This window comes from Paenibacillus sp. CFBP 13594 (assembly GCF_014842675.1).
In the GTDB taxonomy this organism is placed as follows: Bacteria; Bacillota; Bacilli; order Paenibacillales; family Paenibacillaceae; genus Paenibacillus; species Paenibacillus amylolyticus_B.
The window spans coordinates 70681-95850 of record NZ_JACYVQ010000005.1 but is presented as its reverse complement, the minus strand read 5'-3'; the positions used below and the strand labels follow the sequence as shown (position 1 = coordinate 95850).

The 25170-nt window shown below is 36.1% G+C and carries 22 protein-coding genes; 1 reads left to right on the top strand and 21 read right to left on the bottom strand.

All coding sequences use genetic code 11. The annotated features are described in order from the left end of the window. Positions 1 to 12: 12 nt before the first annotated feature. The 6 genes from IFU39_RS16970 to IFU39_RS16945 form a co-directional block, all read right to left on the bottom strand. Positions 13 to 594, bottom strand: coding sequence for an N-acetyltransferase (locus tag IFU39_RS16970; protein ID WP_192133947.1), 582 nt, complete (start codon positions 592 to 594; stop codon positions 13 to 15). After that, positions 591 to 770 carry a hypothetical protein gene (locus IFU39_RS16965; protein WP_192134242.1) on the bottom strand — a complete coding sequence of 60 codons (180 nt, stop codon included), beginning with the start codon at positions 768 to 770 and terminating at the stop codon, positions 591 to 593. The genes IFU39_RS16970 and IFU39_RS16965 overlap by 4 nt, the downstream gene beginning before the upstream one ends. Before the next feature lie 356 nt (positions 771 to 1126). Further along, a complete protein-coding gene (locus IFU39_RS16960) occupies positions 1127 to 1681 on the bottom strand; it encodes a hypothetical protein (RefSeq protein WP_192133945.1) in 555 nt (184 codons plus the stop codon). Between the two features lie 58 nt (positions 1682 to 1739). After that, positions 1740 to 2237 carry a Panacea domain-containing protein gene (locus IFU39_RS16955; protein ID WP_192133943.1) on the bottom strand — a complete coding sequence of 166 codons (498 nt, stop codon included), beginning with the start codon at positions 2235 to 2237 and terminating at the stop codon, positions 1740 to 1742. Between the two features lie 215 nt (positions 2238 to 2452). Further along, positions 2453 to 3862, bottom strand: a complete 1410-nt coding sequence (locus tag IFU39_RS33255; protein ID WP_192133941.1) for a zinc-ribbon domain-containing protein — start codon at positions 3860 to 3862, stop codon at positions 2453 to 2455. 4 nt (positions 3863 to 3866) lie between these two features. Beyond that, positions 3867 to 4244 (bottom strand): hypothetical protein, encoded by a 378-nt coding sequence (locus IFU39_RS16945; RefSeq protein ID WP_192133939.1) that lies wholly within the window; start codon positions 4242 to 4244, stop codon positions 3867 to 3869. A gap of 138 nt (positions 4245 to 4382) precedes the next feature. Here IFU39_RS16945 and IFU39_RS16940 point away from each other — a divergent pair, with 138 nt between their 5' ends. Next, positions 4383 to 4652, top strand: a complete 270-nt coding sequence (locus tag IFU39_RS16940; protein WP_197997815.1) for an LLM class flavin-dependent oxidoreductase — start codon at positions 4383 to 4385, stop codon at positions 4650 to 4652. Positions 4653 to 4715: 63 nt separating this feature from the next. Here IFU39_RS16940 and IFU39_RS16935 read toward each other — a convergent pair whose 3' ends face one another. The 15 genes from IFU39_RS16935 to IFU39_RS16865 form a co-directional block, all read right to left on the bottom strand. Continuing rightward, positions 4716 to 5462, bottom strand: a complete 747-nt coding sequence (locus IFU39_RS16935) for a stalk domain-containing protein (RefSeq protein ID WP_192133937.1) — start codon at positions 5460 to 5462, stop codon at positions 4716 to 4718. A gap of 90 nt (positions 5463 to 5552) precedes the next feature. Next, positions 5553 to 9059, bottom strand: a complete 3507-nt coding sequence (locus IFU39_RS16930) for a phage tail spike protein (RefSeq protein ID WP_192133935.1) — start codon at positions 9057 to 9059, stop codon at positions 5553 to 5555. Between the two features lie 48 nt (positions 9060 to 9107). Continuing rightward, positions 9108 to 15875 (bottom strand): phage tail tape measure protein, encoded by a 6768-nt coding sequence (locus tag IFU39_RS33245; RefSeq protein ID WP_192133933.1) that lies wholly within the window; start codon positions 15873 to 15875, stop codon positions 9108 to 9110. Between the two features lie 83 nt (positions 15876 to 15958). After that, positions 15959 to 16372 carry a hypothetical protein gene (locus IFU39_RS16920; protein WP_192133931.1) on the bottom strand — a complete coding sequence of 138 codons (414 nt, stop codon included), beginning with the start codon at positions 16370 to 16372 and terminating at the stop codon, positions 15959 to 15961. Between the two features lie 40 nt (positions 16373 to 16412). Beyond that, positions 16413 to 16901, bottom strand: coding sequence for a hypothetical protein (locus tag IFU39_RS16915; protein ID WP_192133928.1), 489 nt, complete (start codon positions 16899 to 16901; stop codon positions 16413 to 16415). A gap of 13 nt (positions 16902 to 16914) precedes the next feature. After that, positions 16915 to 17916: a tyrosine-type recombinase/integrase gene (locus IFU39_RS16910; RefSeq protein WP_244661016.1), complete on the bottom strand. Its 1002-nt coding sequence runs from the start codon at positions 17914 to 17916 to the stop codon at positions 16915 to 16917. 66 nt (positions 17917 to 17982) lie between these two features. Then, on the bottom strand, positions 17983 to 18408 hold the full coding sequence (locus tag IFU39_RS16905; protein WP_244661015.1) for a hypothetical protein: 426 nt from the start codon (positions 18406 to 18408) through the stop codon (positions 17983 to 17985). Further along, positions 18398 to 18880 carry a hypothetical protein gene (locus IFU39_RS16900; protein ID WP_192133926.1) on the bottom strand — a complete coding sequence of 161 codons (483 nt, stop codon included), beginning with the start codon at positions 18878 to 18880 and terminating at the stop codon, positions 18398 to 18400. The genes IFU39_RS16905 and IFU39_RS16900 overlap by 11 nt, the downstream gene beginning before the upstream one ends. Before the next feature lie 14 nt (positions 18881 to 18894). Next, positions 18895 to 19875 (bottom strand): CgeB family protein, encoded by a 981-nt coding sequence (locus IFU39_RS16895; RefSeq protein WP_192133923.1) that lies wholly within the window; start codon positions 19873 to 19875, stop codon positions 18895 to 18897. Continuing rightward, positions 19829 to 21199 (bottom strand): hypothetical protein, encoded by a 1371-nt coding sequence (locus tag IFU39_RS16890; RefSeq protein ID WP_192133921.1) that lies wholly within the window; start codon positions 21197 to 21199, stop codon positions 19829 to 19831. Before IFU39_RS16890 ends, IFU39_RS16895 begins: the two co-directional genes overlap by 47 nt. A 123-nt stretch (positions 21200 to 21322) precedes the next feature. Next, positions 21323 to 22336: a glycosyltransferase gene (locus IFU39_RS16885; RefSeq protein WP_192133919.1), complete on the bottom strand. Its 1014-nt coding sequence runs from the start codon at positions 22334 to 22336 to the stop codon at positions 21323 to 21325. 6 nt (positions 22337 to 22342) lie between these two features. After that, on the bottom strand, positions 22343 to 23089 hold the full coding sequence (locus IFU39_RS16880; protein ID WP_192133917.1) for a glycosyltransferase: 747 nt from the start codon (positions 23087 to 23089) through the stop codon (positions 22343 to 22345). A gap of 55 nt (positions 23090 to 23144) precedes the next feature. Next, positions 23145 to 23954: a hypothetical protein gene (locus tag IFU39_RS16875; protein WP_192133915.1), complete on the bottom strand. Its 810-nt coding sequence runs from the start codon at positions 23952 to 23954 to the stop codon at positions 23145 to 23147. Positions 23955 to 23963: 9 nt separating this feature from the next. Further along, on the bottom strand, positions 23964 to 24680 hold the full coding sequence (locus IFU39_RS16870) for a hypothetical protein (RefSeq protein ID WP_192133913.1): 717 nt from the start codon (positions 24678 to 24680) through the stop codon (positions 23964 to 23966). An 11-nt stretch (positions 24681 to 24691) separates the two neighbouring features. Continuing rightward, on the bottom strand, positions 24692 to 25162 hold the full coding sequence (locus IFU39_RS16865) for a hypothetical protein (protein ID WP_192133911.1): 471 nt from the start codon (positions 25160 to 25162) through the stop codon (positions 24692 to 24694). Positions 25163 to 25170: the final 8 nt, after the last annotated feature.

Here is a 25170-nt window from a genome sequence, read left to right as displayed (position 1 = left end):
TTCATTTAAATCTTATGATATGTCTTCGATGTATTCTTCGATGGAGTCTCCATCGTCGTAGATATTCAATCTCATGCTGAGTGTTCGTCCAACTTTATAGGAGTCATTGGGAACAAAACTATTCTTTGCATAAAACTCGTTTACAGTAGGGTTGTTGTGAGTATCAGCATCAACTGTAATAAAACGACATGCAACAGACTCATTAATATCTTCAGCAATTCCTCGTGCTAATTCAATCATTAATGATCCGATATTTTTAAGTTCTGTTGCATGTCTTTCATCTACGGCAAGTTTAGCGATTTTCATTGCAGGATAACTTGGAAATGAAATCTCTCCCTGAAAGTAAGAATCACGCTCATCTTGCTTCAGCTTGATAGAGTCTGAAATCAAAGACATGTATGCAACAATATCTGCATTACGTTTGTTGATTAATAAATATGTTCGCGACAGATTTAATTCCTGATGCAATAGCGCCTCATTACATAAAAAATCAACATACTCTGGTATTGAACTATAAAAATCTTCTAGTCTATAGCCCTCACTAAGGTTCACTAGACTGAACTGTTCTACCAGATCAAAGATATCAGTTCTCATTTCTTCATTCGTCTCAATAATTCTTGAGCTCTTTTATTTCTTTGAATAGCGGATTGAGTTGGTTTCTTTCCAACTTCTTTCAAAAAATCAGCAGCGTATTGACCTTTAAGTTCTGGTGTTTCCTGAATAGGTTTTAAAATTGCAGCCATATGTAATACCTTCTTTCTCTTGGTCATTCAATCATCTCCTATCTAATTTAGATTAGACAGTTATATCTATGATTGAATCACTAGTAATATGATAGAAATTTAGAAAGCTAGATAAATTGATAGCCTTCTAGGAATAATATACCACATCACAATAAATATTCACACTATTTGTGGCATAAAATGCATACTATTTTACACATAAAATGACGTAATTTTTTTCGCATTTAATATGAACTTTTTTCTCAAAAAATATGCGTTAAATTGCTTGTAAAAAATAAGTGTTATTTACATCTTATAAAATATGATTTTTATGCGATAAAAGTATGCTTTCATGGGAATATAAAAAGCACTCAAATAGTGAGTGCCTAAAAGGTATATAAAAGTTATCTTTGGCGTTGCATATTCTCAACATAAGTGGACATACAGACTTCATTTCTAGAATTACTGTTAAATGCCTGTTGCTCCATTTCTCGACTATTCAACCCTCCATGATCACTTGGAATTACTAAATGGAAGGGATCAATAAGAATGATCTGAAAAAGACACTTGTGTTGTGATAAATCAATATCGGCGATTGAGAAAATTCTAACTGGTCTAGGATTGCCAGCAATATCTTGTAAATTGCTTTTAAATACCTCTTTATTATCAGTTAGGGAGGGATAATATTGTCGGAGACAGTTAATTATTTTTGTGTTAAGGCGTACATAGTCACCCTTCAGGGTGTCCACAATAGAGTGGTCAGTAAAAACTGAAATTACGCCACCTTTTACTTCTTGCTTAGTTGATTCGTGTAAGAAATTTGTGAAATAACTGTCAGGCAATTTTTTCGATTTCTTTACTTCGTCACTATAAAATTCATAACTTGCTTCCATTTTTTCAATGACTTTCATTGCCTGTTGTTTCTTTTTTTTAGAAAAGACACTAACTTCTGTTTTCATTTTACTCTTGGCTATCTGCGATAGAAAGCCATCTTTTTTCTCGAAAGATCCTGAGAAATTAATCAACATCGGCCACATACCTTGTCTTGTATTCGGTAATTAAAAATTCATTGTCAATCTCAGTAGATTGAGCGACCTGATAGGCATTTTTCCAAGCGTTGTCTTGATGACTTCTTTCGACTAGTTGAAAATCGCTTACCGAATCAATTTGACCAAACAGATCATCAATGAAATTTTTAATCTCATGTTCAGCAGACACTTGTTCAACTGCATCACGGATTCCAGCTACGTCAGTATACTCGCCCCTCTTATCCTTAACATAAACCTCACGGATAACTGGCCCAAACTTCCATGCTTCGAACTTGGCATCAAAAAGTTGCTTGGTACTAATATTTGAGCCTTCGGACACTCCTTCACCTAATTCATGACCATATGTAGCACCGTGATAAGCAAACAAGAAATAAAGACTTTTTTGAAGTTTAATTGGGGAAATTTCTTTTTTTAAATGGTTTAAGTAAAAAGCAATAGTATCGACATTGAAGTGAGATTCGTTCATTTAAATTACCTCCTCTAAACACATAAGATTAAAGAACATGTGTTCCTATACCTTATACTCCTTATTATGCCACAAATTAAGTGAAAATGATACCCTTTTGCGGAAATTATTCTTGTTATTGGTGCAAGCATATGATATTATATAAAAGTTTGCCGAGCATTGGTAACATTATCGTAATAATATTGAGTTACAAATTACAATATAAGTAATTGACACTAAACTTCAACCAAAGCAGGGGAGAGGACACCCAATTCAGTTAATCGCTCGGTGAGTATTGAGTCGATGTTTTTGAACTCCCAGTAGGGAATGCGTATTAGTGGGATGTTGTTGTCTTTGCAGTAGTCGTCTTTTATTTTGTCGTTGTGTTGTATATATTGTAGTCTTTCTTCGCCCATCATGGGTCTATAGTGAAATTCACCATCAAATTCAATTAAACACATTATCATATTACATTTATCTAAAACTGCGAAATCAAAAGGTAGTGATTGTTTATTAATACAGTCTGAGAAAGTCCATTGTCTTTTATAGTTGATTTTATTTGCATCAAGAAATCTTTGAACTGATAATTCACCCTTTGACTCTTTACACCGAGGACAGCCTACATAACTACGTGAATAAATAACTGCTTCCCATTCGTGTCCTTTTTTGCACTTCCACCAAACTCTTTTTCTTGAGCTAACTGTAACCTCATGAGGACTAATAATTGAACTGTTTCTTTCAAAATTCCATTCATCTAATAAATCTTTTCTAAGTTGAGCCAAGGAGTTAGTGTCATTAACTCTTCTTCCCACGCAATATGGACAATTTAGTCCCGATATGGCTCGGCCATCTACTGACATGTCATAGTTGCTCTTGCATTTGTTACATGTCCACCAAACAACTTTAACACTTCCATGAGTAACTGAATCTGGTGATTCGGAGTTCATTTCATAGTTCCATTCTCGAACAATGCGAGGATGGGTAGTTCGCAAAGAGTTTGTTTCATTAACACTTTTTCCCGCACAATAAGGACATCCCTGTCCCTTGAAGGTTCTATCCGAGATGATACTGTAAAAATCGCTCTTGCATTTGTTACATGTCCACCACGCCTTCTTATTACTATATTTAGAGATTTTATCAGGCTTCATTGTCGTATTTAATGTATAACTCCACTCTCTTGACACTTTAGGAAAGTTGTTCAAAAGAGAGTTGGTTGCGTTAACGCGATTGCCACTACAATAAGGACATCCTTGATTTTTAGTAGTTTTATTACCAATGATCATATCATAACTGCTATTACAGGTACTGCATATCCACCAAGCTTTTTTCTTGGAACCAAAAGAAATATCGTTAGGATGACTTTTATTTTTATTCCAATCCCATTCCGTCATTTTATCAGGATAATTCACAAACAGAGAATTTTTATCGGAAACTCGTCTTCCAGAACAGTAAGGACAGCCTCTTTTATAAACTCCAAATCGGTTTTTTATGGTTTCTTCCCATTCATGACCATGCTCACAAATCCACCAAACTTTCTTGTGACTTCCCGATGAAACATCGTCTAGTTTGATATCAGTATTCTTCCTAAAGTTCCATTGTGAAATGGATTCAGGATATGCTTGTGCAAGAGGAATTCCTTTTTTCACAGGTCTATAACATCCACTTTCCTATTTGATATTTATTAATCTCTAATAACAAATCGCAAGGCATGAGGGAGGATTTCTTCATAAACTCAAACACCTCGTAATTTTTCCACTTCAACACCAATTCGTACTCATATGTATCTTGCAGTTCCATTTGTTCCAACATATCAAGAATTAGATTCTTGAAGTCATAGTTGTGAAATTTCTTATACTTGTGTGGATTGTAAATCCTATAGCTTAATATTTCTTCTTTACCTTTAGCATTCTTAACTGCTGCTTCTTTGTTTTTACCAATTGAATGCCAGACAGAACCGTATTGATCTCGGACATAGTAAATACTCTCAACTGAATCAAAAGGTGCAACATATTGGACTTTGGTACGCATGCTATCAACTCCTGTATAAAATTATACTTCACAGTTTAAAAGTACACTAAAATATACCGGAAGTCAACAGTTTTATACTCTGTGGTTTAAAAGTTGCATACTTCAGTCGAATGTAGTATCTTAATCAAGAGGTGGGATATGTCTAATTTAAAAAATGAAATCAAACTTGTTCTCATTAACAAAGGCATGGGAATGTCTGACTTAATTAAACTACTTAATGAAAAGTACAATAGAGAAGACTCTGTTCAAAATTTAAATAACAAACTTACAAGAGGAACAATAAAGTACTCTGAAATAAAGGAAATTGCTGAGATTCTTCATTATAAAATCGGATGGATACCAGAGGGAACAACTATACAACTTGGGGACAAAAACATAATATTATCAACACCATTAGAACAAAAGTAATATATGATCATAAAAAAGAGACCTTAAAATTTCAAGGTCTCTTGGAATATTGTATTGATTTAATTAGAACATATAGATTCGTAACAAGTCATACATAGCAGAATCTTTCTCTACAAGATCAATAGCTTTTTCTCCATTATTGTTTTTTATCTCTGGATCAGCTTTTAGACTTTTAAGTTCTCCGAAATAAAATCTATCCTCATTTTGAGCGACAATGTGCAAAGCTGTCATTCCCTGCGAATCTCGAATATTGGGGTCAAGTGCATTGCGTTTAATTGCTTTGTAAGCCTCATAATTGTTCTCTTCAATAGCTAGCATTAGTAGTGTCTTTGAAGTTGAGCTATCTTGGTCATTAACCCCAAGAGTTCCGCTATTTAATGCTGTACGAATCTTCTCAACATCTAATTTGTCATCAGTAGAGTAAGTCTCTTTCAAATTTTTCACCTTTTTACTTGCTGTAGTATTTGCGTTTGTAGAATTGCTTGGGGCAGTAGTAGTTGAACTGTTAGATGTTGATGTAGTTGTATTGGAGCTATTCGACGACTCTTTTAATGAAACCTGAGTGTTGGTAACAGACTCAACAGAATAGCCCATGGCATTTGCCGTATCTCGTACTGGAAGATAAAGCTTGCCTCCAATGTTCATTGGACTTACAGACAATGTAGCTTGAGTTCCATCTACAACAACCTTAACATTACTTTGAGTGGCTTTAAAATAAGTTGCCGCTCCAACGGCAGATCCAGCAGTTACTGCAATACCAACAATTGCACCAAGCATGAAAGTTGGTAGCTTAGTTAATATCTTCTTCATAAGTTATGTACCTCCGAATTTTTATAGTAAATTTATCCTGCTTATCTAGATAGATTATACTATATATATCGGTATTATATTTGGAAAAGTTTAGTTCAAATCAATACGAGTACCATTAATTTTTACATTTCTTGTGGAGTTAATATTGATGTCGCCGTTTTGAGCTATTTCAATGAAAGAGCCAGATTCGATACCTATCTTGACCGACTTCTTAGCAAGTACATTGAAGGAGTCCATTGTGATATTAATATCACCACCATCACTTTTAATAAGTATTCCATCATCTGCGAGGTCTACACTTCTTAATCTAGCTGTATTTGAAGCTTTGTACTCCTGTTTGTAGCCGCCATTGTATTTGGTATTGACCATCTTGGCTCGATCATCTGGGCCACCGTCACCTGTGCCAATTTTCTCTACTGGCTGAGCAGCATCTCCCGAACCCAAGAATGTTGTTTCACGTTTTACCTTCATACTTGATTCGGGCAGAGTATAGGAGTATGCAATAATTCCCGTATTTTCTGTAGTCAAGATGCGTTTTTCGCTGTCCTGCCAAAACAGAAGCCTGTTACGCGAATCCTTGGCTTGTTCCTTTGCGGAAACTTGCGCTGTTACATAACGCTGAAAGTTATCTTGAATATCAATGTAGTCGATGTACTGACCAACATTAGCATCTTTACCAATAGTTTTTAGTCGGTTTACTGTCAAATTGTTTATGTATCCATCATCTGCAAGAATCGTATTAACTTCAAGCATTTCAGCCATAAGCTTACCGACATTGATCATGTCAAAATGGTCAAGATCTATAACACCAGCATCAGTATCGATTAATAGTTCTCCTGCTTTACCATAAAATTTGGCCTTGTGTGCTTTGAGATTTCCCAGTAGATCAACGCTAAACGCTGCTTTATCAAAATCCTCTGCACCCTCTGATATACTTCCAGCCCACATTCCGATTTTTGGGAAAATTTTGAACACTCCGTCACCATCACGCAAAGTGAGGGAAGAACCTTCAATTGCTCCATCTTTAAAGAGAGAGTTTTTAATCTCGGCCGAATCAGCGTATAATGCGTTCAGCCAACATCGCCCATCGTATGAAACGCGGAAGGGTGCTTGGCTCCACTGACTATGTCCTAGGGCTAATCCGTTGGAATCTACCAACAATATTTCATTGTTATCACCAACGCGTAATCTAAAGTTTCCGTCAGTCGATAAGGTTAAAACATCAGAACGTACTCCATTACGAAACTTATCAATATAGAATCCGCGACTATTATTCATCCCAATCTCATTTATCTTTGCTAAATTGGTTGAATTGGCATTAGCATATCGATTTACAACTGTTCCAAATACATCAGGATTATCTGACAGTAATCCAATTTGTTGTACTAACCGTTGATTACGATCAAATATCATAAATTTTGGGCCAGTTATCTCCAATAAGCCATCAGCATCACCAAGGGTCAATCTTTCACCAACAAATAATTTACCCCACACGTTTTCGGCTACGATATGCGTGGGAGTAATTGCCATTTTATATAATAATCCACCATTATCTGTCATTCCTATTGCGCCATGTGTAATTCTCACGAACTTCAATCTATCGTCTGGTGAATACACAGTGATCCCACGGTTATCGATTTGGGTAGCAACATTATTTGCCATGTTGATAGTATCTGTGGTTTTATTCCAAAAGTTATCAAACAATCTTGTCATATCATTTGACGATATTACAGCCTGACCCCACTTAGTCTTACTGGTATCAACAACCACACTAGTATTCTTTGTATCCTTCAAGAATTTCTCTAATCTCGTACTCTCATCGTTAACATTCTTAGCATTACTCAACGTTAACTTAATACTCGATCCACCAAAGTCATAACTAATTTCACTAATCCTTGCTGTTAACTCAATCCCCAATGGTTCATATTTTACATTTACAAAATCACCAAGGTTGAGCTTTTTCCAATTTCTCTGCTCCTCAATTATCTCTAAAAAGTTTACAATATCAATCTCGACCGCTAACTGTGGAACTTGCAACTCTTTAAATTTCTCCATTGCTGCATCGTATAAATCTTGCTCATCTATGTATACATCATCATTAAAGTCTCGCTCGATTACATAATAGTTCAACTCTTGCAACTGTGCACTTGTAAAGTTATTCTCAGAATCCAATAACACTTGTAACGCCTTAGTCCGATTCTGCACATCTGTAATCTGATTTAACTTGTTGCTGACTTCAATCTGTTTTAAATTGATTTGATTTTCCTTATTGTCTAAACTGTATCGCTCAACTATAGCTGCATCATTACCAGCCATCTGATACTCTTCAATTGAAATCGTTGCAACTTGCATGAACACACCAGTGGATGATCCATTAACGGTAATTGTTGTAGTCTCAAGGCTATTTAACTTACCTAACATAACCCATCTACCCGAAGTAACAGGCTTAACAGATCCATTCAACGCAACAGTCACACCAGAAGAGGAGTCAACTTTAATCATAGCAGCATAGTTATAGCCCTTGTTCAGTTTGAATGTTCTCGATGTGCTTCCACTATGACTATACTTCTCAAAGAACATCTTATCGCCAAATTGTTGAGCCAGTGTTACTTCCTGTACGACTTTTTCATCTTGCTGTAGTTTATTCAAATCAATCTTGAGCTGGTTTAACTGTGTCTCATAGCCTTCTAATTCCTCAAGATATTGCTTAAACAATCCAGTCTTACTTTCAACTAATGCCTCGTAATCCAACAGCGCATGACACAGTGAATCCGACATCCAATGACTTGGTGAAATCACTGTTTTATTGGCATCTCGTTCAAATGGATAAATCCAATATCCATAGTTTTCAATGTAGTTTTGTCCAGTTGGATTTACCTTATTGATACCTAATCCATCTTTGCCAGTAGCGGAGAGACGTGTAACCATTTCCTCTGAGCTACGATTACGACTCATACTCTTCATGAGCTTACCATATGAAACTGTCAGTCCCATATTGATCCCTGTGAGTTCCGGTTTAGTCATACTCAACGTTCTTGCATCTGTATCAAATGTAACTATTGCATTATAAACTTCAGCTATAGAATAGATTGCTTCGAGGACAGTAGAGGAGGGAAATTCAAATGCTCTTTTGCTTAGCTTGAAGTCTGCATCTATGTAATCTACATTCCAAATTGTATTCCCTAGACGAAGCATGTCTTCAATTACTTTATCTGCTCCGTATGACTCGACCTCATAACTCTTTATCAATTTATCCGATAGTTCACGCACCAACGAATAACATTTAACTTCCATTACATCCGAATCATCGAGATTATCACTAATATCATTCACAATAAACCATTCAACTTTAATCCCAGTTACAACTTTGATTAAATATCGTTCCTTGATTAACTCCACATTTTTATTTGGCTTCAGTTTGTGATGCTTATCAATAAAGTAGGGGAGGGAAAATGATAATTCGCTCACATCATTTAATTTGACATCAATGCCATCATCAAAAACCTCTGATAATTTACTGATAATCTCACGATTAGGCTTTGCAAGAAAGTATTGTGGTTGAATAGGTTTCTTCTTACGGTCAATTTCTCCTAACATACACATTCCTTTCCGATAAATAAAAAGAAGAGGGGATTAACCCTCTCCTTAAATCATTCTTGTTTTCAATTTATTGTTTAAAGCATTTTCGAACTTGTTGAGAAGACTTGAACCAGAATCCTTGTCATTGGCATGTATTTCAACCTTATCAATCTGTATACGATTATCTGTTGTCGAAGATGCAGGTGCTGTCTTGGAAAATAGACCAGTAAAATCTAATCCACTTCTGATCTTATCTGTAATCCCGCGAACAACATCCACAACTTTCAATAGGTTGGAGGTATCAGACTTATTGAGGATTAATTCTTTCTCATGTGCCAATAGGAATTTACCTTCTTTACCGATTCCAGCAGGAGTCATACCACCAGTCTCAGCGCTGAAGATTTTCTGATTTACTAAATCCTTAAAGCTTCCATCAGGAAAATTATAAACGGAACGCAATTGATCATTCTTGGACTTAAGTGAATCAAATTGTTGAGTAAGATTCTTGTACTGACTAGAAGCTTTATCAAGCTTAGACATTTCAGCCTTAATCGACTCAGCAGACTGCTTATTACTCAGATACTCAGTCCAAGCTACACGAGCAGCAGTTGTGCCTTTAATGGTTCCAGTTTGACCAGTTGAGCCGTTTCCACTAGTGCTACCGCCACTTCCCGGTTCAGTAGGGGAATAGTCACCAGATTTAAATTTGTCTAAACTGGATTTACCCAGCTCAAATTGATCTACAAGATTCTGCATCTCTTTGGATGTCTCAAATATATGAGTTTTCATATTGGCAAACAACTTATCATACTCGCCACCAATAATTCCAAGAGTAGCAGTTACAACGATAGCATCATTGCTCATCAAGCCTTGTTTGAGATTATAAAAATACTTTTGATCCTCTAAGATGTCTTTGTATTTACGCTCAGTCTTTTTCTTCTCATCATCTAACTTATCAAGAGCATCCTGATGCTGTTTATCTTCTTCGTCTTTGATTTTATCGTTGTAGTTCTTGTGGTCGTCTAATTGATCTTGTAGCCCTTGTTTTACTAACTCACGGTCACGATCACGCTGATATTTTCGAATCTCCTCATCAATAGCAATGAGTTGATCTTCTAATTCTTTACGCTTGGCTTTACCAGCCATTGAGTTGTCGGCAGAGAGAACATTAATTCTGTCCTGTATCTTTTGGCGCTCATCCATTTTCTTCGTAAGTTCTTCTGTATAATCAGTAGATGTATTCTCACGGTCAAACGCTTTGAGTCGTGCATTGATATAATTCTCAAACTGCTTTTGTTCTTTGTCGATGTTTTTAGTTCGCTCATCATGACGCTTATCTTCTTTTTCACGTTCCTGATCAAGGGCCTCAAGGGCCAAGTCACGTTGTTGTTCAATAACCTTCTTATACTCATCGATAATGTTGTCAGTGGCAGATTCACGTAAGTCTTTAAGGGTCTTATTAACATCAGCAAGAGCTGAGTTAGTACCCAATAGAGACAAGTTGAGTTCTTGAAGTTTGTCGTTGTAGTAGGCAGTCATTACGGCATTTTGCTTGTTATTTGCAAGAAGCGAATTCGTGTATTCAATCTCTTTTGCAATTACTGAGCCTTTATGTTCAAGTATAGGGATTTGACTGTGTAGCTCTTTGTTGTATTCAACTGTACCTTCGGTCATTAATTTCAAATTTGCATCAGATACAGCTAAAGCATCGTCATCTGCCTTTACTTGTTTTTCATAAGCTGCAATTTGACTATCAAAAATACTCTTACGTTTATCATCAATTTGTGACTGATAATCCCACCACTTAGCACTATTTTCAGCCAACTTAGCATCGTATTCACCCTGAGTAATCTTTTGCTCAATGAGTTGTTGACGGATATCTTTATTCTGTTGCTCGACTAGTTTCTGTTCTTGCTGAAGGTAGCTACTCTGAGCCATTTCCTCCTTGCGCCATTCAGGACTATCTTGTGTGTAACGACTTTGCTTGTTAGCTGACAATTCACGTTTCGATTGTAGTTTTGCAATCTCATTATCTGTTCCAGCAATTATAGTTTCAACAATATCTAAGCCAACCTGATAGAGACTTGCCTCTTTAGATGATAAGTTTTGCTTCTCTTCACGAATAGCATCATCTTGTTCTTTTTGAGTTGCTTTAATAATTTCGGTTGTAGTCTTACCATCGGAGCTAGTAGTTTTAACTTTTGTAGCTGAACTATTCGTTGATGGGGTGGAGGTGGGCGACTTAGAACCTGAAATTTCACTATATGCAGCTAAAACTTTAGGTGCATATGCCTTTGTTTCTGCGAATGGAATGTTACCCATCTGACCTTTTCTAATCCACTTATCTACATTGCCGGGGCCGCCATTGTATGCTGCTAAGGCATACTCAACGTTTCCATTATACTTTTTGAGTAAATCTGAAATGTATTTCGTGCCACCTGCAACGTTTTGCTCAGGATCGTAGGAATTTTTAACTCCCAATCCTTTTGCGGTTCCCGGCATAAGTTGCATTAGACCAGTAGCCCCTGCATGCGATTTAGCATTGGGATTAAAAGTACTCTCAGTTGCAATAATAGCAGCAATGAGTTTTGGATCAACGCCATTTTTAGAGGCATATTTATTAATTATATCTGCATATTTACCAGAGTAACCGCCGCTTGATGAAGTTGTTGGCGATGAATATGTGCCTGTAGAAGTTGGTTCTGGTTCACTAGATGCTGTTTTTGTAGTAGTCTTAACTTTTGTAGAAACTAGCTCAGAAGGATTTTGAAGAGCTCTTTTTGAAGTAGCTATTGAGTCCTCAAGTAATTTCTTCTCTTCTTTGAGATTTGCCAAGTACTCCTTAGAACCTTTGACCATTGTACTACGTTCGTTCTGTACTTTTTTGATTGCGTCGGCTAGTTGAAGTAATCTCTTCTGCGTCTCAGTTAGGATTTCATTGGTGTCTGTATATGTATTGTTTAACTTTTCGGTAGACTTTTTATCTTTATCTTGTGCCGATCCTACACCATCAAGCGAACCAACCATTGTTTTAAATGATGAATTCAGATCGTATATTCTATCAAGAAGTTCCTTGTATGGTCCAGCGGCTGCTTGTTGAGCTTTTTTGGCTTGATTTATTACAGCTTGATTCTCAATCCCTTTGCCTGTAATATCCTCAACTACAACTTCAGCGGCAATATTCATGTCTACTTGAGCTTTAGCTGCGTTCAGTTCAGCAAGAGTAGAGAGAGCTTCAATTTCAATTCCCCAGATCTTCATCTTATCAACAAGTGCCTGTTTGTTACCGATAACTTCTTTTTGTCCCAATGTTTCGAGTGTCTTAAAGTAATCAACTTTTGTCTTTTTTAATGTCTCAAGTGCGGATTTCTCTATCGTATATCCATCTTTGAGTTTAATTACATTCTTAGACAACTGTGGATATTTAAGAATGAGATTGTTCATTTCATTCGCAGAAAGTGATTGCCCCTTGGACAGATTGTATAGCGTATCATTCAGTTCGCCAATTTCACCAATAGTTTCATTTACAGCATCGGCATATTTCTTGGACTCTTCGGTTGCACTAGCAGAAGACTCTCCAAAGAGATACATTCCATCAGATGCTTGTTTAGCATTGGTAAATATGTCATATAGACTCTGAACTACCTCTGGATTACCTTCTAATTGTCCGAATCTTGCAATTGTTGCAACTGTTTTTTCGAGATTGGCTCCGTCAAAGTTTTTGATTTCAGTAGAAGCACTCTTGATAACTTCTTCAAACTTGTCCGTGGGGAGTTTAGATAAAGATTTAGTAACAGTATTGAAAAGCTCTTTTTGTGTATCATTGTAATCCTGCTGAGCAGCTATATTATTCTCAATATACTTCTTCTTTGATTCTTCTAGTTTGTTGATTTGGGTCATGGAAGGTTCAAGTTCATCGAGCTTACTTCCAACAGCATCAAGGGCATTCTGCCATTCTTGATGTGTTTTTGGAATTAACGAGGACGAAGCAAAGATGTCAGTATTGTTCTCTCTGAGCTTATCTTGAAGATCTAACAATTTCTTGTAGTATTCTTCAATACCCAGATCACCAAATCCACCACCATCAGCCAACCTGTATGATTGTTCCCCTTTGCCAAAGAAGGATGCAATGCCTGAGATTTTGTTTCCCAATTCAGGAGTTGAGAATTTTTGATCTTTAAGAGTATTCACAAGAAACTGATTGTCGTCAATCTCATTCTTAAGTTTCTTCTGTTGCAGTTCATCAAGTTTTGCTATTTGCTCATCATATCTACCATTAACTAAATCTAATCCACTTGCTTCTGTTCCATATGTATCAATCAATCTATTTTGTAGTTCGAACAATTTATTTTTTACATCAGCGCTTTTCGATATCTCGTCATAGTTCTCTTTATAATAAGATGTTGCATCTTGAAGTTCACTTGACAGTTTTTCATGCTTGCTGTTAGTTTTGTCAATAGTGTCGTTAAATTTTTCTGTGGCGTTGTCAAGCTGTGAAAATACTGCTATAAGAGTAGATATTACTCCAACTGCTAGGCCAAATATACCCAATGATCGTTGAAACAAAATCATTGTTTTTGTAGCGCGAGAAGCAGAACTTGAAGTTACATCGAGAGCGGTTTTGGTGGCGAACAAACCAGCAATAGTCTGATACAAACTCACCGTTGTTGCAATTATAGCTTTTGATCTAAAAGCTATAAACAATCCACCTAATATACCAACAGTTCTCCCCACATTGCCAAGGGTTCTTATCAATTTGGTTCCAGTATCAATGATACTGTTTAAGAATTCTCTGCTTGCACTGTTTCCCCAATATTCCGATACGGCATTTTTAAACTTAGCAATATGTCCTTGCATCGATTCCAAAAATGCAGCATTTTCCTTTGCAGCAGAACCAAATGAATTTAATCCTGCCTCCAATGCTCCCTCGGCATCATTCCAGTTTTCAATCATGGAGGCCGCAATATTACCTTGCATCTTACCAGCCACAAGTTCCAGTACATCTGCCCGTTGAATGTCGCTAAGTCTGTCCCATACACTGTGCAAGTCGCTGAAAATTTCATAGGTATTCTTAAAAGTCTTTTCATCTTTTTTGAGTGTAAGTCCAATGGATTGGAATTTATCTTCCAATTTAGGCAACAACCCATCAACAGCAGATCCATCCTCATCTACTCCGCGAAGACGCATTGATAAGGTTTTGAGGGAGTTACCTACTTTGGCAGGATCTTGTACTGTTGTATTTGCAGCAGTAATCAGCGCTACGGATTCCTCAATTGTGTTGCCAGCAGTTGAGAGGGAGGATGCTGAACGCTGTACTGCTTGACCAATACCGTCAGTCGAGATAGCAAACTTATTACCAACTTCATTATAAATATCAACTACTTTTGCAACATTACTAGCTTCTCTATCAACTTCTATTCCGAAACCTTTAATTGATGAGATGAGTTGTTTGGAAGCATCTTCAGGAGTTTTAATATCGCCAACATTCTGATAAACCAAAGTTTGTTTAGCCATGTTTTGTGCAGTCTGTATGTCGTATCCCAGTCTTGCCCATTCAGCGCTTGACTTCATAACATTGAGTGTAGTGTTACCTATTGAATCTGCCAGCGTAGAGGCGGTCTGCACAAATTTACGATAGGTCTCATCAGTCTCATCGGTAACTTTCATAAGATCTGTCATTGCTTTATCCATGTCGTATATGTCTTGCAATCCACTTTTCAACATTCTGATTGGAGCAAATACCCCGGCTGTGGCACCCAACCATAAAGCAACTTTACGAGTAGCTTGAGAAAATTGATTACCTAAACCATTTACACTCTGTCCGCTAACTTTTGCATTGGTAGTAAGTTTGTTAAACTCACTATTCAATTGCTGCATAATGCTCTTGTAGTTTGCAACATTTTTAGTTTCAGCAAATTGACTCAGTCGGGATTGCAGTTCTTTTATGCCATCAACTGCTTCTTTATTTCCTTTTCGCTGGTAGTTGCTCAAACTTACAGCTAGTTTATTGCTCATGTCATCAAGTGACTTGGTATAATTATCATTCACTTTTTTATTTTGCTGTAATGCTTGATAATGAGCCTTATCCAAAGCATCACGATCACGAGCAATCTTCTGCTCCTCAGCAAATCGAGTCTTCAGTTGATTTAAAAACTGCTGATTGCGCTGTTCTTCCTCTTTGAGACTCTTGTCAGCTATTGCTTTACGTGTGACATGTTCTTGCTGTGCTACCTGTTCGCGTTGCTTATTAATGGCTTGCTCTTTTTGTAATGCATCTTGTTGTTGCTTGAGGTAGTCAGTTATCTGACTGTAATTCTTAACATTTCCTTCATTGTCTACATTGACGCTAACTTGTTGACCAGCCTGATTTTTATATGTATTAGTCGTACTGTTGATCTCACCAAGTTTGTTCTTGTTGGCTCTGGTTCTAGCTAATGAATATCCATCTAATTCTTTTTCAAGTTGCTGTAGGGTTTTCTTTTGTTCACTGTAAGCCTTAGTTTCTTCATTAATCTTTTTGGTGGTCTGAGTAATGATCGATCCGTTGGCTAATTGTCTCTGTGTTACCTTTTCAATTGAGCCATCCAACAGTTTAGTTGTCTTAACAGATTCATTGACAACCTTTTGTTGCTGTTCTAAAGCAGTATTTAAAACTTTTGTGGCCGCTACGAAGTCATTCATTGACTTAACAAATGACTGGTCGACATTCACTTTTAAATTCAGAGATTGGAGGGATGGATGACTGCCCAGAGACTTTATTTCTTCATTTATATTCTTGACTGATCTAGATGTGTCTATAGAGGCATCAATCAGTATGCGTAAATCATTGCTCATACTACTTAAATCACTTCCTTTTTGCTTCTAGTGTTAAAAAGAGAAATAAAAAAGAAGCGATTCAAATGATCGCTTCTCAATGTTTACTCATATTCAATTTGTTCAACCAATTCACAGACCGTATCGTAAATGTCTGCTTCATTTCCCTTAAAAGTAGAGGGAGAATGATTGAGAATACTATCCTTCACCGAAAGTAGCATTTCTTTATTGTTAATATCTTGAGGTATCTCGAACTCCTCATTGTAAAACTCATTAATGTCTTTAAGCCAAGCCGCCTTGTCTTTGATCAAAACTTCTTCACCTTGTTGGACGGGTTGATTATTCTCATCATAAATGATGTGTTGCTTATTGATTTCAACGGTTTCATTTGCGAGCTCCAAGAGTCTATTCTTTAATAGGGTTTTAAGTCGTGTTCTCATTCGACTTGGTTTTCGTTCCAACTCAAGAGAGTGGAGAAACTCGAATAGCTGTTCCACTTGATTGTTCTTGATTATCATTTATCTGCTCCCTTAAAATCAAAATGAAATGGTAATTTTACTAAAACCGTTTATATGCAAATGGGATAACCTTGTCTCTAATTTGTGACTGCATCAAATGATCGTATACCCCTATACCTGCACCAGTGGTGTCAATATGGACACAGTCAATATTTTTACGTGCCACATGATAAATTATAAACTCAGATATAGATTTGCAACTCTGGTTGTCTGTCTCAGTGAGTGGGGTGGTCTGAATGGTCTTATTTTCTATGTCTTTAATAGTGACATTTGTTTTTCCTCTTCCGTAATCGACATCCATAATCACATTTGATTTTTGAATTGGTACAGTAATACATTTTGAATGGTTTGTGGTGGCAGTGATTTGGGGGTGTAGATGAGGTGATGGGGCGACGCTAGGCGATGGGAAGGGAGAATATTTCTTCATGTCAAAGACTAGCTGATTAATATGCTTCTCCATTTTTAAGTTGAATTCCAGAATTTCTTCTGGTGTACCCTCAACTTCAATTCCGTGAATTTTAGCTTTCATTTATACCTCCAATTTAGAAAATCTGATTCTTTTCTTCTTCGAAATCTCTCAAGTCATAAATTTGTGTTGTTGAAATATCGTTGTGATGGGCGACATATTTAGATACCAAATGCATCGGCACACCAGATTCTAGCAAATATGTGATACATGAGTTTTTAAATATATGTACGTTAATTCTACGTTCTAACATGTCTGATAACACATTTGTACAGAAATCATTAGCCCATGCAGAAGACATCGCTTTTATCTCATTCCCATATCTAGTTGTGAAAACATATTCGCTTTCGTAACCGCGTGTATCAATCCACTTTTGCCAATATGGTAAAACCTCTAATGGCACCATATACTCTAGTGGCTTGCCGTCGGTTGAAGGTCCCTTACCTCGAACTACATGAGAAAGCACATAGTTTTGGCCTTCAGGAACTTTATAGTCCATGATTTCCGACTTGAACTGAATAATCTCTGAACGTCTAGCACCTACAAGGAAAGCTGTTGCAAGCCATGCCATACCTAACCAATTTTGATCTTCTTCAAGAATTTTCATCATTGAATCAAACTCATCTTTTGTAACTTTTACCTTCTCATAAACTCTATTCCGAGCGATAGCAGGGAGACCACGGGTAAAGTTTCTAAAACCTTTATAGTTTTCTTCTTCATCTGCGATAATATTTTCGATGTGGTTACAAAGACTAGATACAACAGATTTTCTTAGGCTAATAGCAGAGGAAGACATTTTACGATTGTCACGTATGAAACTCAGATATCGCAAGAAATCGCGTTTGGTGATTTTATAAAATGGTTTGTCATTCATCGAGCTATACAGATACCAACCAAATTGTCGAAGTACACTTGTATATTGTTTTCTTGAAGCCGGAGAGAGGTCTTGAACGGAGATAAATTCATCTACAATTAATCTGTAATCCTCATTAACCTGTAACCACATTTCCTCGGTTACTTCTGCTTGTTTCTTTGCTGGTTCACGCAATGTGTTTTGCTTAACTTCTTTTTTACTCAATTAACATCATCCTTATGTATATTGATCGTAACTTTCTGCCATAAATAACACGCTCCCTGTGTTTTATTATTTCAAATTAATTCCTTGGCGTTTTAAGCCTCTATACATAGCTGCTTTGTGAGCACCAGTATTTCTCAACTCTTCTCGTGTTGCCTCAGTGAATGGACGTGGAACACCTGCATACTCAAATCCAAAATTATACCCACTACCGCTCGCCACGACTTCAGCAACATTTCTATCACCATCTGATCGTACATTTTCAACCACTAAAGTTGTGTCATTGATTAATTCAGACTTCATGCTTTCTTCACTACCTAATTGACCAGTACGAGAATACATCGTTGGTTCATACACGTCATAAACTTCTTCCTTAACTTTATCTTTCATTACTGTCTTAACTGTCTTAGCCACATCATTGCTCAGCGCTTTGGCAATAGGTTGATTCAACTTTTGAAGGAACTTCACCAAATCTTTTTGATTCTTAACTTGCATCTGAAATTTCCTGAGCTTGTGCTACTGATGCAACTGCCATTTCAGCAATCACTTTAGCTGCATTTTGTTGAGCTGCTTTGAATCGTTCTTCTAATTTATCAAGCTCTGACTTGGGAAACTCATTAATTACCTCGTTAGTGATTCCATTGTCCATAAACTTTCGTGAAATACCAATCAGGCCACCCAAATCAATCTTTTTAGGGAAGGGGAGATCAGTGAATTTCTTCAACATTAATACGTTGAAAAGACTAAGTGTTCCACGAATTAATACATCGTCAATCTCAGTCTTAGATCTTAGATCCTCAACTAGTGCAATGTACTCCGTAACAACATCGTCCATCAATGACTCTCGGAAGAATGTATGAATATTTACTTCATATCTCTCAGGTGTCACATAAATTGTTTTACGCTGATTATTTTTGCTATCGACAGTATTAAGTTTGGCTAATGTAAATTTATTTGATTTTGCCATTTATTCATCTCCCTTTATGGTTTATAACCATGATAAGCATTGATAACTTGTTCAGCTCTCAAATTATAATTGTGGTACTTGTACACGAAATCTTGTGCTTTCTTCGCCATTTGTTCTCGTTGTATATCTGTCATGCTCAATACTTCATCGACCATTAATAACATCTCATCTGTATTTTTAGGTAGATATACATGATCATGAAAAAGATATTGCTGAGCAGGAGTGAAAGGGGAGATTAGAATACCTCCTCCCACAGCCAAAACCTGAAACATTCTCATGGAAGTCTGAGTGATTGAGTCTTTGTCGCAGTTAAAGCCTAGTGCTATTTTGGAAGAAGAATAAATCTCAGTAGATTCACTGTATGACACATATCCTTTATATACATTAGGAAAATCACTCAAATCGACCTTTCTAGTCCCATCATTCCACCAAGAATTCCCATACACACTTACATTTTTACTTGAATTGATTAAAGGAAATAGATAGTCTGTTACTTGATATGATCTGCTGTCATAGTTGTTTGCAACTAGTGAAATATCGGATACAAATTGTTTATTAAATGGAAGCTTTTTATCTACTGATGGATTGCATCCAAACAACATCAAATCTGCACTTTTACCCTTGTTCCAATAATTAGGCAAACACTCTGCCGAAGTAGTAAAAATATGATCTGCATAATCAGACCAATAATCTCCGATCCAGTGTGTGTGCGGAGTGTCCTCCACAGACCAAAAGAAGTGAGGTATGCCAACTTTCCTTGTATATATAAAAATATCTTCAGAGAAATCTGCGAAACACTCTGAGAAAACCAAATCTGGCGACTCTTTTTCGATGACACGTTGAAAAATTTCAATCTGCTCATGTTTCGGTTTATTCCAAAGGGTCTGAAAACCATCCATAATATAAACTTCATGACCCAAATTTTTAAAACCAGAACTTATTCCCACACTAATTAGCGGGGCTGAATTGGTGAATAATACTTTTAGCTTCCGCATGCACATCTCCATTCTTAATCTTATCCATAATTGATGAGAAGTTCTTCTTGCTCACTCTCACTAGTTTAGAATAGTCGTAATCTTCGATCTCTAATGAAGTTCTATACACATGATTGTCAATATCATATTCGATCCAGCCTCGACCCGATTCAAAATATTTTCTAGCAAGTATCATCATCTCATTTAATTTTTCTGGAGACGGCAAATAATCTTTTCTGCTAATGATTTTAATTGATTTCCAGCCCATACTTTTCAAAAAGTAATATCTCTTGATCTCCTTATTGTGAAATTCCTTTTCTGTAATGTGGTTGAGATCAATACTAATCCAATGTCCACTAAAGTCTCCTTCTATGTAGATGTTCTCATTTGGAAATGCAATGTCTAAGTTTAAGTGAGAAATTGGATAATTTAGTTCGCCACCCAAAAAACTATGAAGATATTTTTGTTGGGAAGAAGTTGGGGCTGAATTATTTCTAAAGCAAGTAAATGCTATTTTTTCTTTTATAGCGGGGTATTGAGACGCATACTTAGTCCCATATCTTCTCAAATTTGTTGCAAAAGCCTTTTCCATTCTACGCTTAATCGTTATAGGAGAATTATTTTTTCTGATTTCAATTCCCTTGTTGCGCAGTAATTTATTTATCATTGTTTTATCCTTGTTGAACATTTCTGCAATGTCCTGGGTTGATTTTTCTTGAACTACATATAAATCGTAGAGAGTAGCAGTGTCAATATCATATCTCTTGCCATTCTTCGATATAGAATTTGAAACAGACATAGAATGTATGCTCTGCCCATTTTTAACTATGTATTTTCTCAATGCTTCTTTAGAAACACTATATTTTCTGCTTAACGAAGAAATTGTCTCTTTTTTATTTTTATAGTCTGTTAAAATTTCAACACCATGCTTCTCAATAACAACATCAAAGTGACTCAATTTAGCTGAGTTCTTTTCCTTGAGTAATTTAGATTTAATTCGAAGATGATTTTTAATTAAAGTTAATTCACTCATATCTATTTTGTTTCTTTTAATAAAGCTGTGGATTGGTTTTTCTCCTATGTTGAAAAACTTTTGAATTTCTACAAATGTACATCCTGAAATGTAATATTTGATAAACAGAAGTACGTTATCTTCAGTATCCTTAATCTTTATCTTTGATGTATTGGCAGATATTCCGAGAGCACACTTATTGCAGTAATAATTTGGTTTTAATGCTCTGTCATTGTAACTACCAATCTGAATAAATTGCTCTGTATTACATTTATCACATCTGACCAATATTTTTGTTCTTGAGTTAAATGGCATGTCGTTTACGTTAACCATTATTGTGTCTCCAGATTTACAAATATATCCTTTTTCTAAATAGTGTTTAATGTGTCTACCGATAATTTTAACTGATACTGACTTAGATACTAATATTGTTTATCGCCACCTATATTAAAAACTTTAAGACCCAATCACAACACCACTTTTCAGTGCATATTCCTCAATAGCATTGTCGATCTGCTTGTAACGTTCACTCCATGTGTTCTTTTTGGCTAAGTTTTTTGTTTTCTCGATTACCTGTTCCTTATTATTAATTGAAAGCTGAATTGCTTTGTCTACTTGAGATAAAAATTCTTCGTCGTCTGCTGCTGTTAACACTGCATCAGAATAGATATCAGTTTCTTCCCATTTTGTTGCTACGGATAATGTGCCAGATGCCATAGCTTCAAACAGCTTAAGGGGACAGGATGATTGAGTGATACCGTCTTTTAGATTAAACGGAATCAAAGAAACGTTAGCATATTGATAATACGCATGAAGTTCATCATGACTCTTAACACCTAAATTAATAACATTGTCGGGGCAGCGTTTGCCGAATTCTTGTCCTACTAAAAAAGTTTTGTATCTATCTGCTACTTTTTTGATTAAGTTCGTTGAAATCCACGAACCAACAGCTCCAGAAAACATCACGATCGGTTCATTAACATCTTTATATTCGTCGGGTACGCTTGAATTTCTATCAATATACGAATCTGGACAGGCGTTTCTAATCAGATATGTAGGTTTGGATTCCTGAGTTTTAGCATATAGTTTTTGGCTTGTAGTAAATATAATATCTGCCTTATCCATTGCTTCTTGTTCATATGAAGCCCAATCTGGAAACTCGTCTACACGGTTATAGATATTGACCTTTGCTTTGATGTTTTCTACATATTGAGCAGATTTAGCCCAAGTGTAGTAAAAAACATCTACCTTGATCTGTTTATGTTTAATTTTGTTCAATACTTCTTGAAAATTGTGATGCACAAAAACATGAGGATATACTTCTTCAACGGGCTTACTAGATTGTTCATTATTGCAGAAAATAACATCATAGCCGTTATTAGCAAATTGCTCTGAAATTTGTTGCGGAGTTTGCTTCAAAAAACCCCAATTTAATGTTGGAGGATAAAGCATTACTTTTCTTGTGGTCAAATTTTTTTATCTCCCTAAATGTTTTAATTGTTCTGGTGACATAATGTGTTGACTATAGGCAAACAAATCACAAAAAAGCTCAAAGCCATTGTCTTGAGCCATCTTACAGAAATACGCATCCTCACCTTGTGGATGAAATCCGTATTTTATAGACTTATAAACTGATTTATCTAATAAAATTATTGCTCCAGTCAGATCTACTCTTTGCAGCTTAGAGCAGAGTAGGGCAGGGGCGGTCTTAACATGATAGTTTGTAATATGTCGATATTGCCCTTTATCATCCAATTTCATGATATTCGGAAACAGGTACGGCTTTTCTTTATTGGTCAAATATCCATTGTAGATTAATCCCGATATAATCTTTTTCCCATGTTTGAGTAACTTAGTAATGACATCAGGTTTTACAAGGATATCTGTATCGATAAAAATCAATTTATCGGTTCGAACTTTGCTCATAATGTAATTCTTTAAGTTGCTCAAACTCTTATATATGTATTTATTTCTTACCGAAAACTCTCGTTCATCTTCGGGTGAATTATTGTTGATTACATCGATTCTAATATTATTGTACAGACCTTTATTATCTTTTTTAAATTCTGTCAGCAACTCAAATGTTCTGTCTAAACTATCATTGACAACGAAATGTAGATCGATTAAAGATTTAGGATAATTGATCTCAAAAATCTTCAACAAATACTGTGGGAGTATCCATTCTCTATTTCTTACTGGTGCAGCAATTGTTATTGTCTTCATATTTACCCCTAGAAAAAAATAGGGCTAAGCCAATTAGACTCAGCCCCTAAAATAATTAAACCATTTCTTCTGCATCATAAATCGTCATAGTATATAGCTCTTTTTTATCAACTGGTTTGAGAATTTCCATTGGAATATCAAAGACAGAAGGGTCTCCCTCAGCAGCCATATCAAGATTCCAGTTATCTTCCATTTTTGCATCGGAGATATGGATTTGAGCAGCATAGTCTTGTTTATCAATCACATTACGGACCAAGCAATCCAATACTACTTCATATGTACCTGCAAATTTATCAGAGGAAACAGTAATAGTCTTAGCAGATGCACCACTTTGAGTGGTGTAGTAAGCAACAATTTCTGTACCATCGGCAAATTCACCAACATTAAATGTTAACTCCTTGCCAACAATCGCATATTCTCCTGCTCCAGCAGTAGAAGTTGATGCGACCACAATTTCTTCCTCATGTGTCCGATCAGGGTTTAAAGTGTAAACGGAGTTCAAGACATCGGCTCCCAATACAGGAGTTGCCGGAGTATATGTAAGTGTTGCTTTATCATTCATTACTTTGATTACATCACGATATTTAACTGGTGTTTCACCTTTTTTAATATCATTACCTGTCATCATGGCAATAACTTCGTTTGTAAACACAGCATCCTGCAACGCAATCCGACCGCCACGGTTACCCGAAAATCCTACGATCTTATTGTTACCTTGGCCTCCCATACTATATACGGTATCCGCAGTGTTCTCAATTCCTGACGTTTTCAGGTTTGTTAGTTGAATCTTTGCTTTTTTTGTTTTCTTATCGTAGAAGGTTGCTAATGCGACTTCACGAATTGCCCATACATTTGGTGTAGACATTTATTATAATCACTCCATCTTATTCGCCCAATGCATATCGGACAGTTTAATTTTTTTGCCATCAATAGTGCCAGCATATAGCGCAGTCACAGTATGGGAAATGTTCTCGATCTTATCGGTCGTATGTAAGCCGTTGTAGATTTGAAAGATATTCATATCCAAGATATTATCAATACTCTGAGCATTGTCCTTCCAGATCAATCCCGATACGATACTAAACAAATCCATCTTTTCTTTTGGTGGCGGTTTATTCTTCTTATTCTTCATAATCATTTCTATCATTTTTCTGGCTTTTGAGTTTGCTGGTTTGTATTCTGACTCAGGAGACGTTAACTTAACATTATTTCCAAGCATTAGTACCTTCTGCAACAGGGGGAAGTTGTTTCTGTCTATTCTGCCTTCAGATATCTTTACAAATACATCATCACCTTCCATAGCGATAGACGGCTCTGACTTAAAGAATAAATTAAGTGCTTTAAATGAAACTTCTTTGAAGGAATAATTATGATAGCAGTTGACTATAAACACATCAAAATTTGAAATGTCTTCATCAACCTCTGCTTCTAAGGCAGACTTATCAATGAGTAAGGCTGAAAGGTATTCATTGTAAATAGACATGTTTAAGTCAAAGATATCTCTTATAGAAGGAATATATATATTTCCAGCACCCTCTATAGTGATACTCCTATTACTAAGGAGTTTAAACTTGATGTCTTGTTCATCCATAGTGAGATCCTTCAATTAAAATCATATGTTTTATAGGAGACATATGATCCATGATAATCAGTATTGACACTCAATTCATCCATGTCATAAAACTCTGCTTTGCCAATACCCAACTTCTTATTCTTATTAAACAACTCATCTAATTTCATAATTATGTAGTCGGTTCTCAATGTTCCATAGTCTGTTCTAAAAAGATCTTGATGAGTAAAAACATTGAACTTCACTATCCCAGATTTAAATGACCCTTCAACATTTTTATACCTACCGAATGAGATGGTGATATAGGTCTTCATTTGTTCTGAAGTTTTCGGAATAAATCTATAAGGGAAGATATGTTTGTACATAACAGAGTCAACATCGACGTCTTCTTTGTCTAAGAAATTGTCTTCATTATGGACTAGAGCTTTTAATATATCTTGCGATGATGCGATTTCCTCAATTACCGTAATTTTATCTCTAGCCAAACTCTCAAATCTCGACATGTTCTCAC

What these genes read in the sequence shown, in the direction of transcription:
- IFU39_RS16970 (WP_192133947.1), bottom strand. Translation starts at nt 594, where the DNA reads ATGAGAACTGATATCTTTGATCTGGTAGAACAGTTCAGTCTAGTGAAC.
- IFU39_RS16965 (WP_192134242.1), bottom strand. Translation starts at nt 770, where the DNA reads ATGACCAAGAGAAAGAAGGTATTACATATGGCTGCAATTTTAAAACCT.
- IFU39_RS16960 (WP_192133945.1), bottom strand. Translation starts at nt 1,681, where the DNA reads ATGAAAACAGAAGTTAGTGTCTTTTCTAAAAAAAAGAAACAACAGGCA.
- IFU39_RS16955 (WP_192133943.1), bottom strand. Translation starts at nt 2,237, where the DNA reads ATGAACGAATCTCACTTCAATGTCGATACTATTGCTTTTTACTTAAAC.
- IFU39_RS16945 (WP_192133939.1), bottom strand. Translation starts at nt 4,244, where the DNA reads ATGCGTACCAAAGTCCAATATGTTGCACCTTTTGATTCAGTTGAGAGT.
- IFU39_RS16940 (WP_197997815.1), top strand. Translation starts at nt 4,383, where the DNA reads ATGTCTAATTTAAAAAATGAAATCAAACTTGTTCTCATTAACAAAGGC.
- IFU39_RS16935 (WP_192133937.1), bottom strand. Translation starts at nt 5,462, where the DNA reads ATGAAGAAGATATTAACTAAGCTACCAACTTTCATGCTTGGTGCAATT.
- IFU39_RS16930 (WP_192133935.1), bottom strand. Translation starts at nt 9,059, where the DNA reads ATGTTAGGAGAAATTGACCGTAAGAAGAAACCTATTCAACCACAATAC.
- IFU39_RS33245 (WP_192133933.1), bottom strand. Translation starts at nt 15,875, where the DNA reads ATGAGCAATGATTTACGCATACTGATTGATGCCTCTATAGACACATCT.
- IFU39_RS16920 (WP_192133931.1), bottom strand. Translation starts at nt 16,372, where the DNA reads ATGATAATCAAGAACAATCAAGTGGAACAGCTATTCGAGTTTCTCCAC.
- IFU39_RS16915 (WP_192133928.1), bottom strand. Translation starts at nt 16,901, where the DNA reads ATGAAAGCTAAAATTCACGGAATTGAAGTTGAGGGTACACCAGAAGAA.
- IFU39_RS16905 (WP_244661015.1), bottom strand. Translation starts at nt 18,408, where the DNA reads ATGCAAGTTAAGAATCAAAAAGATTTGGTGAAGTTCCTTCAAAAGTTG.
- IFU39_RS16900 (WP_192133926.1), bottom strand. Translation starts at nt 18,880, where the DNA reads ATGGCAAAATCAAATAAATTTACATTAGCCAAACTTAATACTGTCGAT.
- IFU39_RS16895 (WP_192133923.1), bottom strand. Translation starts at nt 19,875, where the DNA reads ATGCGGAAGCTAAAAGTATTATTCACCAATTCAGCCCCGCTAATTAGT.
- IFU39_RS16890 (WP_192133921.1), bottom strand. Translation starts at nt 21,199, where the DNA reads ATGGTTAACGTAAACGACATGCCATTTAACTCAAGAACAAAAATATTG.
- IFU39_RS16880 (WP_192133917.1), bottom strand. Translation starts at nt 23,089, where the DNA reads ATGAAGACAATAACAATTGCTGCACCAGTAAGAAATAGAGAATGGATA.
- IFU39_RS16875 (WP_192133915.1), bottom strand. Translation starts at nt 23,954, where the DNA reads ATGTCTACACCAAATGTATGGGCAATTCGTGAAGTCGCATTAGCAACC.
- IFU39_RS16870 (WP_192133913.1), bottom strand. Translation starts at nt 24,680, where the DNA reads ATGGATGAACAAGACATCAAGTTTAAACTCCTTAGTAATAGGAGTATC.
- IFU39_RS16865 (WP_192133911.1), bottom strand. Translation starts at nt 25,162, where the DNA reads ATGTCGAGATTTGAGAGTTTGGCTAGAGATAAAATTACGGTAATTGAG.